Below are 11,630 nucleotides of genomic sequence, written 5' to 3' on the forward strand. Positions count from 1 at the left end.
CCGATGTCCCAGCCCGACAGCGCTTCCCGCCCCGCCGTCCTGGTCACCGGCGCGGCCGCCGGAATCGGCCGCGCCATCGCCGCCCGCTTCGCGCGGGAGGGCTGGACGGTCGGTCTCTATGACATCGATGCCGACGCGGTGGCCCGCACCGCCGCGGAGATCGGCGGGCACACGATCACCGGCGCGTTCGACGTCACCGACGCGTCGGGCTGGGATCGGGCGCTGAAGGAATTCGCCGGGGCGACCGGTCGTCTCGATCTGCTGGTCAACAACGCGGGCATCCTGGTGTCGGGAGCGTTCGGCGCGATCGACGTGGAGCGTCAACACCGCGTGGTGGACGTCAATGTGAAGGGCGTCCTCAACGGTTGCCATGCCGCGTTCGCCTATCTGCGCCGGACGCCGGGCAGCCGGGTGATCAACCTGGCGTCGGCGTCGGCGCTCTACGGCCAGCCCGGGCTGGCCGTGTACGGCGCGACCAAGGCCGCGGTACGCAGCCTCACCGAGGCCCTCGACCTGGAGTGGCGGCAGTACGGGATCACGGTCAGCGATCTGCTGCCGCTGTTCGTGGCGACCGACATGATGACCGAGGTGAGCCGCGGCTCGAAATCCGCGACCACCCTCGGCGTGCGGTTGACCCCGCAGGATGTGGCGGAAGCGGTGTGGCGGACCGCGTCCGGCCGCGGACCACTGCGCGGCCCGCACGTACTGGTCGGACTACAGACCAAACTCACCGGTCTGGCGCAGCGATTGTCCCCGCCGTTCGTGACGCGCGCGATCGTCGGCTGGATCAGCAAGGCCGATTCGCTGCACTGACCGCGCTTCAGAGCGCGACCAGGTCGCCCACGATGAAGATGATCAGGCCGACCGTCAAGGTCAGCGCGCCCGCCAGACCGAGTGGCATGGTCTTGGCCTTCTCCGCGAATTCGTCCTCGACCCCGGTCAGCCAGTTGATGGTGTCCTTGGCGGCGATGAACGCGCCCGAGGCCACCACCAGCGAAGCGGCCGTGATGTTCCAGCCGTCGGGCAGATCCGACAGCCGGGCCGCCCAGACCAGGCCGAGCACCAGCGCACCCTGCAGAATGGCCCCGACGTGGGCGACATCGAGATAGCGGGGTGCCGGTGGATTGCCCTCGCGCTGCCGCAGCGCGACCAGGGGATATCCCAGGAGCGTCCCGTAGGTGAGGGTCAACAGTCCGCCGATGATGAGGATCTTGTCCGTTGCCGCCATGACGACCCCTTCCGGATGGCTTCACGATAGGAGTGCCCGTGCGGGGCCGCGGGGGTTCACCCGAATCGATGCCCGACCTTGATCCGGGTCAGCCGGTGGCGGTCCTTCCGCTCGTCGCGGTCCGGGCTGCCAGGGCGAATCGCAGTTCGCTGCGGCGGGCGACGGACAGTTTGCGGTACACCCGGGTGAGGTGCTGCTCGACCGTGCTGGTGGTGATGTCGAGGGTTTCGGCGATATCGCGATTGCGGTTCCCGCTCGCGGCCAGTTCGGCGACGCGCCGCTCGGCCGGGCTCAGTGTTTCGAAGCCGCTGCCGCCCAGCGTGTCTCGCGATCCCGGTCCGGAGTCGACCTGCAGTCGGGTCAGGAGCGGTTCCGCGCCGGAGGTTTCGGCGAGCCGGGCCGCCTCACGCAACGGCGGGCGCGCCCGATCGGCTTCCCCCAGCGCGCGGTAGGCGGCCCCGAGATCGGCCAGCACGGTGGCCAATTCGAGTTCGTCGCCGCCGGAGCGGGCCAGGGCGGCCGCGCGCCGCAGCAGGGTAACCCGGCGCAGCGGGTCGCCGGTGGCGGCCAGCAGTCGCAGCGACACCCCGCCGCTGTGATGCCGTTCGGCGCCGCCGATCGCGTCCAGGTGCCGGGTGGCGAGGGCACGGGCCTGCCGCGCCTCCCCCGCGGCCAGGCTGACCGCGGCCAGGTCGTTGCGCCACGGCGCGAGCCACGCGAAGTCCAGGCCCCACTCGGTCATGAGCCGGCCGCAGCGGCGGAAATGCCGTTCGGCCTCGTCGAGCAACCCGATGGCGAGGCAGTGCTCGCCGCGGGCGCGCAGATAGCCCAGCGCGAAACGGGTTTCGAACACCGCGAGCGGCAGCGGGCGTTCCAGCTGGGCGGCGGCCTCGACGTGACGGCCCTGCGCGGTGAGGGCGCGCACCAGCACCGCGACCGCCCGGCCCAGCCACACTCCGAGCTGTTCGGCGGGCAGCAGGTTCAGCGCGGCGGTGGCGTGCCCGGCGGCCTCGACCGGATTGCCTTTGCGCAGCAGCGTTTCCGCGCGGGCCGTGGCGAACAGCGCCTGCCAGGTCGGGGCGCGCCGCGCGGTCGCCTCCGCGAGCAGCGACGCGCACCAGGCGTCGGCGGCGTCGAGGCGATCGGTATGCAGCAGGCAGTCCACGGCGGCCACCAGCACTTCGACGGTGTCGAGCGCGAGGCGGTGCTGGGCCAGCACGCGCTGCGCCGCGGCGGCGGTCTCCTCCGGCGGCCGCTGTTTCCACAGGCCGTCGAGCAGGGCGGCGGCCTGCCGGTGCGCCGAATCACGCTGCCGTGCGGGCGAGCCGGACGCGGCGGCGCGCGGGACAGTGCGCAGCCAGGAGTGCCGCTGTGCCTGGACCGGGTGGGTGTAGCGCAGCCACGCGCCCAGGAAGTCGAGCCGATCACCGAGCGCGGCGTCCGCCTCGCGCCGCAGCCGAAGCAGAGCGTGGTCGGCGTGCAGGATGTGACCGTGCCACAGCATCTGCAGCACTGTCATCGGTAGTTCCGGGCACGGCACCCGCCCGGTGCGCAGGGCCGCCTTGAGCCGCCCGAAGTTGCGGGTGCGCCCCGACGGGTTGATCCGCCATTCCACCGCGACCAGCCGGGTCGCGATGCCCGCCCGTTCGTCGGCGCGGCGGCTGGCCCGGTACGCGAGCTCCAGATAGGTTCCGGCGCTGTCGAGTTCGTCGGCCTCGAAGGCGCGGTCGGCGACCTCCAGGAGCACCTGCGCCGCCCACGATCCGCGGGCGTCGCCCGCCTCGACCAGGTGCGCGGCCACCGTGACCGCGGGCAGGCCCTCCCGGCACAGCAGTTCGGCGGCGGCCGCGTGCAGCGCGCGGCACTCCTCGACGGGCAGTTCGCGCAGCACCAGCGCCGCCATGTCCGGGTGCGGGCGGCAGTCGCCGAGGAGCAACCCGGCGCGCGCGAGTTCCGCGATGATCACGCGGATCTCGCCCGGCGCGCGGTCCGTCAGCGCCGCGAGCCGGGCCACCGTGGCCCGCTCGCCCAGCACCGCCGCCGCGCGCGCGACCCGCAGCCGTTCGGCCTCGGCCGTCCGTGTCCCGACACCGGCCCCCACCGGTAATCCCCCTCGGTCCCGTCCGACCGACCGTGCCATCTGAGGTCCCTTCACCGAATCGCGGGCGCCCGGCTGACGGACATGGCACGGCGAGCTTCGGTGTGCGCGAGCGGCATCATTGCAGCGAGGGCGTGTGGACGCCCAGGATCAGCCGGGGCACAGCGGGTTTCGAAATCTACTGCCAAACAGTGTATTTCACTTTCCCCTAGGAGGTGGGGGCGAGCACTCGCGGACGGTAGACCAGGGCCGCGGCCGCGTCGCCGTCCACGCCCAGGAAGACCACGGACCGGGCCTCGTCGAGCATGCCCTGGCCGGCCGCGCTCAGATACGCGTGCACCGGGCCCGCCGAATACGGGTCGCCCGCGAAGGGATCGACTCCGGCCACCGCCGCCGACGGCACCCCGACCCGGTAGGCCACGCGCTCACGGAATCCGGCGACCGGGGCCGGGGCGAGCAGCACCGCCGCGCCGGTGGCGAAGTCGCCGGGCTCGAGGCCCTCGCCGGAAAGGCAGTCCCGCAGCACGGTTTCGGCGAGATCCAGCGGATCGGAGGTGGCGGCGCGCACGGTCAGCGCACCGCGGCCCGCGGTTCCGGCGGCTTCGAGGTCGGCCCAGGCGGTCGGGGTGAGCGGACCGGTGCTCCCTGTCGTGTAGAGACGGCCGAAACCGCCCCCTTCACCGGCGGAGTGCAGCAGGATCGCGGCGCCGCTGGCCGTGTACGGGAAGTCCTCCCGGCCGCGCTCGGTGGTGGGGTGGGTGTCCCCGGCCACGATGAGCGCGTACTCGACATCGCCCAGCCCGGTGAAGCAGTGCGCGGTCATGAGGGCGTGCAGCACCCCGGTGCCGCCGTTGAGCAGATCGAAGGAGAAGGCGGGCAGGCGGCCGGTCGCGTACTCCAGGCCGACCTCGAGGCGCTTCTGGATCAGTGCGGCGACGGCGGGTTCGGCGATATTACTGTCGCGGAACACCCCGGCATTGATCACCAGGCCGACCCGGTCGGCGGAGATCTCGGCGGCGGCCAGCGCCTGCCGCCCCGCGCGGGCGGCGAGTTCGAAATAGCTGCCGGTGTCGGCGTCGGTGCACACGGCCGCGGAAACGATTGCGGTACTCATGGATTCAGGCCTCCAGCCGGGAGATCGTCGCGGCGAGGTGACCGGAGACCACCCCGGACGCCTCGGGGATCAGCAGTACCTTGGAGCCGCGCGGAATTCGCCCCTGCGCCAGGTGTTCGCGCAGCACCAGGAAGTGGGAGGTGGACGCGGTATTGCCGTACTCGGCGTAGATATTGAGCGCCTGCGGCATGGGGGTGTCGAAATGGCGTTCGGTGAGCGAGCTGATGTACTCGATGGCCGGGCCGCTGAACTGGTGGTGGATCCAGTAGTCGTATTTCTCGCTCTCCCAGGCGCGGCCGGTCTCGAACAGGAAGTCGGCCATGCGGGAAATGCCCTGCAGGAATCGGGATTCGCTGGCCAGTGCCCGGTTGTCGGTGTACATGGCGATGCCGGTGGTCTTGTCGCTCGGCATGCCGATGCAGTGTTCCGCACCGGCCGAGGTGGTCATGAGTTCGATGTAGTGGATCTCGTCGTCATCGTCGCCGCGGTCGTCGACCACCACCGCCACCGCGGCGTCGCCGACGGTGAGCGCCGCGAACTGCGGGTCGTAGGGCTTGGAGATCTCACGGGTGGCGGTCTCGGCGATGGGGGTGATCTGCTCGCCGCTGACCACCAGGCCGCGGCGCACCACGCCGGCCTTGATCATGCGGTCCAGCACCAGCACGCCGGTGATCATCCCGGCGCAGGCGTTGGACAGGTCGAAGTGCAGCGCTCTGCCCGCCCCGATGGCGGCGCCCAGCTGGGCGGCGAACGACGGGGCGAAGCAGTACTGCCCGGGCGCGGTGAACCGGGTGATCGAGACCGAGATGATCACGTCCAGGTCCTCGGCCGCGTAGCCGGAGCGTTCCAGGCAATCCTCGATGGCCCGCTGCGCGAGCACGAATGAGGATTCGTAATCGCCGGGGTCGCTGTTGTGCACGCGGCGATTCTTGATTCCGGTAATTCGTTCCAGATCCAAGGCCCGCGGTACCGATAGGGCATTGATGACGTCTTCGGTGGAACGGATGGTGCTGGGTGTATACGCGCCAATGGATTCGAAGCGTGTACGCATGTGGCCCCCTGCTCTCTCGGGTGGATTTCCGTAGGCCCCGATGCCGACTGGAAAGCTACCGCACGGAGGGGTGGACTCGAACGGGGCGATGATCACGGATCAGCCTGTTGTACACAGTATTTCGATTCCCCGTAGGGGTGGGATAGGGGGTGCGGAGTAACCGGTGTCGGTACCGCGAGACACACTAAATCCGTTGTATATCAAACGAATTCGAATCGACACGGCTAGCGGCCGCGGAGAGCCCCGTGTAGCCTCACCGACATATTCCTCGCATTCCTCGACAATTCCCTGGGGGAAGTGTGTCGCATTCCTTGCCCACTGTTTATTGGCGCGCCCTGGATCGATTCACCGATATCGTTTCCGAGCATCCTTCCCGGGCGGCGGTGATCCACGCCGAGGGCCGCACCCGGGCCGGCCTGCCCGACTACCGGCAACTCACCTACGCCGAACTCGACGCGTGGTCGGACACCATTGCCGAGCGGTTCCTCGCGGCCGGCGTGGGCCGCGGCGTGCGCACCATCGTGCTGGTGCGGCCGGGGCCGGAGCTGTACGCGGTGCTGTACGGACTGTTCAAGATCGGCGCGGTGCCGGTGGTGATCGACCCCGGCATGGGCTTGTTCAAGATGCTGCGCTGCCTGCGCGCCGCCGACGCCGAGGCGTTCGTCGGGGTCACCGAGGCGCAGGCGCTGCGCATCGTGTTCCGCGCCTACTTCCGCAAGGTGCGGGTGGCGGTCACCGTGGGCCGCTCCTGGTGGCAGGGACCCACCCTCGAGAGCTGGGGCCGCACACCGGCTTCCGCCCTGCCCGAGCGCGAGCCCGCCCCGAATGACGAGCCGCTGCTCATCGCCTACACCACCGGCAGCACCGGGCCCGCGAAGGCGGTGGTGCTCACCCACGGCAATCTCGCCGCCATGATCGACCAGGTGGACGCCGCGCGCGAGCACGTCGCGCCGGAGACCTCGCTGATCACCGCACCGGTGGCGGGCATCCTGGAACTGCTGCTCGGATCCCGGTGCGTGCTACCGCCGTTGATCCCGTCCAAGGTCGGGGCGACCGATCCCGCGCATGTCGTGGACGCGGTCGAACGGTTCCGGGTGCGGACCATGTTCGCCTCCCCCGCCGTGCTGATCCCGCTGCTGGACCACATCCGCCGCACCGGGGCCGCGCTGCCGAGCATCCGCAGCGTCTACTCCGGCGGCGCGCCGGTGCCGGACAGCTGCATCGCCGGACTGCGCGAGGTGCTGCCCACCGACGCCAAGGTGTACTCGGGATACGGCGCGACCGAGGCGCTGCCCATGGCCACCATCGAATCCCGGGAACTGCTGGGCGAACTCGTGGCGCAGGCCCACACCGGGCACGGCGTCTGCGTGGGCGCGCCCGCGCTGCACGTGCGAGCGCGCATCATCCCCATCACCGATGATCCGCTGCCGGACTGGTCGGATGTCGAGGGGCGGGGCGGCCTCGCGGGCCCGCTCGGGATCGGGGAATTGGTGGTGTCCGGGCCGAATGTCAGCACGCGCTACTTCTGGCCGCCGACCGCGGACCGGGTCGGCAAGGTCACCGACGACGAGGTGATCTGGCATCGCACCGGCGATCTGGCCTGGCTCGACGACGCGGGACGAATCCGGTTCTGCGGCCGCAAGAGTCAACGGCTGGAGACGGCGCACGGGCCGATGTTCACCGTCCAGGTCGAGCAGGTGTTCAACACGGTCACGGGCGTAGCCCGGAGCGCGCTGGTCGGCGTGGGCACGCGCGGCGAGCAACTGCCGGTGCTGTGCGTCGAACTCGAGCCCGGGGCCGACCGCGACACCGTCGAGCGCGAATTGCGCGGGCGGCGCGACGAATTCGAGATCACAAAGCCGGTGACGGAGTTCCTGTTCCATCCCCGCTTCCCGGTGGACATCCGCCACAACGCCAAGATCGGCCGCGAACGGCTGACGGTGTGGGCGGACAAGCAGCTCGGGCAGGGGGCGTCATGAAGGTCTTGGTGACCGGGGCCTCGGGGTTCCTCGGCGGCGCGCTGACCCGCCGCCTGGTCGGCGACGGCGAGCACGAGGTGTCGATTCTGGTACGGCCCACCAGCGATCTGCGCGACCTGACCCCGGTGCTGGACCACGTTCACCGGGTGGTCGGCGATCTCGGCGATCCGGCGTCCCTGGAGCGGGCGGTCGCGGGCGTGGACGCGGTGTTCCACAGTGCGGCCCGGGTTGACGAGCGCGGCACCCGCGCCCGCTTCTGGGCCGAGAACACCACGGCCACCGCGCGTTTGCTGGCCGCGGCCGCCGCCGGTGGCGCCCGCCGGTTCGTGTTCGTGTCGAGTCCGAGCGCGCTGATGGATCGTGACGGCGGCGACCAGATCGATATAGACGAGTCGGTTCCGTATCCGTCGCGCTATCTGAACCACTACTGCGAGACCAAGGCCGCCGCCGAACGCCTTGTGCTGGCGGCCGATGCGCCCGGCTTCACCACCTGCGCGCTGCGGCCGCGCGCCATCTGGGGCGCGGGCGATCGGTCCGGGCCGATCGTGCGGCTCCTGGAACGGGCGGCGGCGGGGACCCTGCCGGATCTGTCGGGCGGGCGCGGCGTCCACGCCTCGCTGTGCCACGTGGACAATATCGTCGACGCCATGGTCAAGGCCGCGGCCAGCGAGAATGTCGGCGGCAGAGCGTATTTCATCGCCGACGCCGAACGCACCGAGGTGTGGGGGTTCCTCGCCGAGGTCGCCGCCGACCTCGGGTATCCGCCGCCGGGCCGGGCGCTGGACCCGCATCTGGTGGCGCTGGTGGTCGCGGCGATCGAAAACATCCGGCGGGTCCCGTATCTCGCCGAGCACTGGACCCCGCCGCTGTCGCGCTACTCGGTGGCGGTGCTCACCCGCACCGGCACCTACGACACCTCGGCCGCCGCCCGCGATTTCGGATACCGGCCCGTTATGGACCGCGACACCGGCATGACCGAACTGAAATCCTGGATCCACCGCACGGGGGTGATCGCCGGATCCACCCGCTGACCAGCGTTCGGGCGCTCTCCGCGAAACCTTGTGTTACGCGCGGTACCGGCTAGCATGGCTGGATACAGCGCAGTACCGCACTCAATGAGGAGAGCGCCCGATGCCGGCATTCGACTATCACGGCGTATCCGTCGCCTACGACCACGCCGGATCCGGCGATCCGATCCTGTTCCTGCACAATATCGGCGGCGACCGCCACATCTGGACCAACCAGACCCGCGCCCTGGCCGCCACGCACAGCGTCTACGCGCTGGACCTGTTCGGCTACGGCGACTCCGACTCCCCCACCGGCGGTTATACCGTCGCCAACTATGTGCGGCTGGTCTCGGAGTTCATCAGCGCCCACGACCTCACCAATGTGACGCTGGTCGGCAACTGTTTCGGCAGTGCGCTGTCGCTGCTCTACACCCGCGCCAACCCGCAGAACGTGCGCGCCCTGGTGCTGTGCAGCCCGCTCACGGCCGCCACCCTGCGGCCGACACCGACCGGCTGGACCGCCCGCGCCGCGTCCCGCATCCCCCTCGACTCGGTCGCGAGCGCCATCCGCCTGCCCGGCGTCGCCGCCAACCTCGTGGTCCGTGAACAGCTCGGCCCGCGCGGCCGGGCCATGACCTCCCCGTCGTTCACGGCTCTGCGTCACCGCTGGTCCGAGCCTCGCCGCCTGTACCCACCCGCCGCCATCGCGCGCGACCTCCCCACGCTGGCCACCCTCGACACCTTCCACCCCTCCCCCGCCTTCCCGCCCATCACCACCGTCTGGGGAGCGAAGAACCGGATCCTCTCCGCCGCCGCGGGCGCTCGTCTCAACGAAACCCTGCGTCCGGCCCACGCCGTCACCGTCCCCGACTGCGGCCACCTGATCATGCTGGAACAGCCCGAAACCGTCACCGCCGCAATCCGTTCCGCGACCACCACCGCTCTCGCGGGCTGAAACGACCAGAGCGCGGGATCCGTTCAGCCGTCCCCGGCCGCGCGGCTCAGGAGCGTGGACAATTCACGCATGCGGTCGACCAGTTCCGGTGGTTCGATGACCCGGAATTCGAAGCCGAAGCCCGCGACGTAGACGGCTATCGCGTCCAGTGAGTTCGCGCCCGCGTGCAGGACGCAGGTGTTCGCGTCCACGGCTTCGAGGACGCCGACCGTCGGAGAGATGACATCGGCGGCCCGGTCGGCGGAGGTCAGCAGGGTGATCCGGGCGCGGTAGCGGTAGGGGGCCGACGTGACGCCCCGGGACACCTGGTCGGCGGCGTCGGGGGCCTCACGCGGGGTGAACCGGGGGCCGGTCGGGATACGCGGGGTGAGACGGTCGACGCGATAGGTGCGCCAGTCCTCGCGGTCGACGTCCCAGCCGGTCAGATACCAGCGGCGGCCGTGGTGGACCAGGCGGTGGGGTTCGATTGTGCGGTAGGAGGTTTCGGTGCCCTCGTGGGTGCGGTAGTCGAAGCGCAGACGGTGCTGGTCGCGGATGGCGGCGGCGATGGTGGTGAGGGTGTCGGGGTCGACGCGGGGGCCGCCGGAGGGGACCGAGACGGTCGCGTCCTGGAGGGCGGTCAGGCGGTGACGCAGCCGCGACGGGAGCACCCGTTCGAGTTTGGCGAGCGCGCGCAGGGAGCTCTCCTCGATGCCCGCGATGGTGCCGCCCGCGGCGGTGCGCAGGCCCATGGCGACCGCGACGGCCTCCTCGTCGTCGAGCAGCAGCGGCGGCACATTCGCGCCCGCGCCGAGGCGGTAGCCGGCGGAACCGGGCGTGGCGTCGACGGGATAGCCCAGGGCGCGCAGCTTCTCGATATCGCGACGCACGGTGCGCACGTCCACCTCGAGCTGGGCGGCCAGATCCGCGCCGCTCCACTCGCGCGGGGTCTGCAACAACGACAGCAGTCGCAGCAGTCGAGCCGAGGTTTCCAACATGAATTCGATTCTGCCCGACAGCTAGGGCGGAACCTGTCCTAACCGGCTCGTAACGTAGTTCTCATGAGCGAACAGGTCACTCCCTTCCGCATCGACATCCCCCAGACTCAGCTCGACGATCTGCGGCGGCGGCTCGAATCCGCCCAGCTGCCCGCCCCGCTGCCGGGCGACGACTGGGACACCGGCGTGCCCGTGCACTGGCTGCGGGAACTGGTGGAGCACTGGCGCACCGGATACGACTGGCGCGCCGCCGAAGCCGAACTCAACCGGTATCCGCAGTTCCTCACCGAGATCGAGGGGCAGCGGGTGCACTTCCTGCACATCCGCTCGGCCGAACCGGGCGCGGTGCCGCTGCTGCTGACCCACGGCTGGCCCGGATCGGTGGTCGAATTCCTCGATGTCATCGGGCCGCTCACCGATCCGGCGGCGCACGGCGGCGACCCGGCCGACGCGTTCCACCTGGTCATTCCGTCGCTGCCCGGGTTCGGATTCTCCGGGCCGGTCGCCGACACCGGATGGACGCGGGCGCGGGTCGGCCGGCTGTGGGCCGAGCTCATGCAGCGGCTCGGGTACGAGCGCTACGGCGTGCAGGGCGGAGACATCGGCGGCGCGGTGAGCCCGGAGGTGGCGCGCACGGCCCCGGACAAGGTGATCGGCGTGCACGTCAACGGCGGCACCAACCTGCCCCCGGCCTCGGCCGCCGAGGATCTCGACCAGCTCACCGAACTCGAACGCGACCGGGTCCGCCGGATCGGGGCGTTCATGCGCGAGGAGTTCGGCTACATCGCGATCCAGTCGACTCGCCCGCAGGCGCTGGCCTACGGACTGGTGGATTCCCCGGTCGGGCAGCTGGCCTGGATCATGGACAAGTTCCGCGAATGGACGCACCCCCGCAATGTGGTGCCCGACAAGATCATCGACCGGGATCGCCTGCTCACCAATGTGATGCTGTACTGGCTGACCGGCACCGCGGGCTCCGCGGCCTACGTGGGCTACGCCCAGACCGGTGAATGGGGCGCTCCCGCAACCAATTCCGGTGTCCCGACCGCCGTCATCGCCTTCGCCCACGATGTCTGCATCCGGCGCTACTGCGAGCCGTCGAACACCATCACCCGCTGGACCGACGTCGACCGCGGCGGCCACTTCGCGGCTCTGGAGGAACCGGAGATCCTCGTGGGCGACATCCGCGAGTTCTTCCGCGACCTGCGCTGACCACCGGTG

General features: G+C 70.6%; 10 protein-coding genes. 5 read left to right on the forward strand and 5 right to left on the reverse strand.

The features are described 5' to 3' along the window. Positions 1–3: 3 nt before the first annotated feature. On the forward strand, positions 4–813 hold the full coding sequence (locus ACWEOI_RS18150; protein ID WP_452360316.1) for an SDR family oxidoreductase: 810 nt from the start codon (positions 4–6) through the stop codon (positions 811–813). A gap of 7 nt (positions 814–820) precedes the next feature. Here the strand turns inward: ACWEOI_RS18150 and ACWEOI_RS18155 are convergent, their stop codons facing one another. From ACWEOI_RS18155 to ACWEOI_RS18170, 4 genes are all read right to left on the reverse strand, one after another. Continuing rightward, positions 821–1,228, reverse strand: a complete 408-nt coding sequence (locus tag ACWEOI_RS18155) for a hypothetical protein (RefSeq protein ID WP_433672719.1) — start codon at positions 1,226–1,228, stop codon at positions 821–823. Positions 1,229–1,316: 88 nt separating this feature from the next. Further along, entirely contained in the window at positions 1,317–3,329 is a 2,013-nt protein-coding gene (locus ACWEOI_RS18160; protein ID WP_452360317.1) for a LuxR C-terminal-related transcriptional regulator, read from the reverse strand. 205 nt (positions 3,330–3,534) lie between these two features. Then, entirely contained in the window at positions 3,535–4,440 is a 906-nt protein-coding gene (locus ACWEOI_RS18165; RefSeq protein WP_452360318.1) for a hypothetical protein, read from the reverse strand. Between the two features lie 4 nt (positions 4,441–4,444). Continuing rightward, positions 4,445–5,359 carry a 3-oxoacyl-ACP synthase III family protein gene (locus ACWEOI_RS18170; RefSeq protein WP_452360319.1) on the reverse strand — a complete coding sequence of 305 codons (915 nt, stop codon included), beginning with the start codon at positions 5,357–5,359 and terminating at the stop codon, positions 4,445–4,447. 443 nt (positions 5,360–5,802) lie between these two features. Between ACWEOI_RS18170 and ACWEOI_RS18175 the strand changes: the two genes are divergently transcribed. The 3 genes from ACWEOI_RS18175 to ACWEOI_RS18185 all read left to right on the forward strand — a co-directional run bounded on the left by ACWEOI_RS18175 (position 5,803) and on the right by ACWEOI_RS18185 (position 9,432). Then, entirely contained in the window at positions 5,803–7,470 is a 1,668-nt protein-coding gene (locus tag ACWEOI_RS18175) for a fatty acid CoA ligase family protein (RefSeq protein WP_452360320.1), read from the forward strand. Then, entirely contained in the window at positions 7,467–8,501 is a 1,035-nt protein-coding gene (locus tag ACWEOI_RS18180; RefSeq protein WP_433672714.1) for an NAD-dependent epimerase/dehydratase family protein, read from the forward strand. Before ACWEOI_RS18175 ends, ACWEOI_RS18180 begins: the two co-directional genes overlap by 4 nt. Positions 8,502–8,601: 100 nt before the next feature. Then, entirely contained in the window at positions 8,602–9,432 is an 831-nt protein-coding gene (locus tag ACWEOI_RS18185) for an alpha/beta fold hydrolase (RefSeq protein WP_452360321.1), read from the forward strand. Between the two features lie 23 nt (positions 9,433–9,455). On the opposite strand, the gene ACWEOI_RS18190 is transcribed toward ACWEOI_RS18185, so the two are convergent. Beyond that, positions 9,456–10,409 carry a WYL domain-containing protein gene (locus ACWEOI_RS18190; RefSeq protein WP_433672712.1) on the reverse strand — a complete coding sequence of 318 codons (954 nt, stop codon included), beginning with the start codon at positions 10,407–10,409 and terminating at the stop codon, positions 9,456–9,458. 63 nt (positions 10,410–10,472) lie between these two features. Here ACWEOI_RS18190 and ACWEOI_RS18195 point away from each other — a divergent pair, with 63 nt between their 5' ends. Then, complete coding sequence (locus ACWEOI_RS18195; RefSeq protein ID WP_433672711.1) at positions 10,473–11,621, forward strand: alpha/beta fold hydrolase; 1,149 nt, start codon at positions 10,473–10,475, stop codon at positions 11,619–11,621. Positions 11,622–11,630: the final 9 nt, after the last annotated feature.

This window comes from Nocardia sp. NPDC004340, assembly GCF_053602575.1.

What these genes read in the sequence shown, in the direction of transcription:
- ACWEOI_RS18150 (WP_452360316.1), top strand. Translation starts at nt 4, where the DNA reads ATGTCCCAGCCCGACAGCGCTTCCCGCCCCGCCGTCCTGGTCACCGGC.
- ACWEOI_RS18155 (WP_433672719.1), bottom strand. Translation starts at nt 1,228, where the DNA reads ATGGCGGCAACGGACAAGATCCTCATCATCGGCGGACTGTTGACCCTC.
- ACWEOI_RS18165 (WP_452360318.1), bottom strand. Translation starts at nt 4,440, where the DNA reads ATGAGTACCGCAATCGTTTCCGCGGCCGTGTGCACCGACGCCGACACC.
- ACWEOI_RS18180 (WP_433672714.1), top strand. Translation starts at nt 7,467, where the DNA reads ATGAAGGTCTTGGTGACCGGGGCCTCGGGGTTCCTCGGCGGCGCGCTG.
- ACWEOI_RS18185 (WP_452360321.1), top strand. Translation starts at nt 8,602, where the DNA reads ATGCCGGCATTCGACTATCACGGCGTATCCGTCGCCTACGACCACGCC.
- ACWEOI_RS18190 (WP_433672712.1), bottom strand. Translation starts at nt 10,409, where the DNA reads ATGTTGGAAACCTCGGCTCGACTGCTGCGACTGCTGTCGTTGTTGCAG.
- ACWEOI_RS18195 (WP_433672711.1), top strand. Translation starts at nt 10,473, where the DNA reads ATGAGCGAACAGGTCACTCCCTTCCGCATCGACATCCCCCAGACTCAG.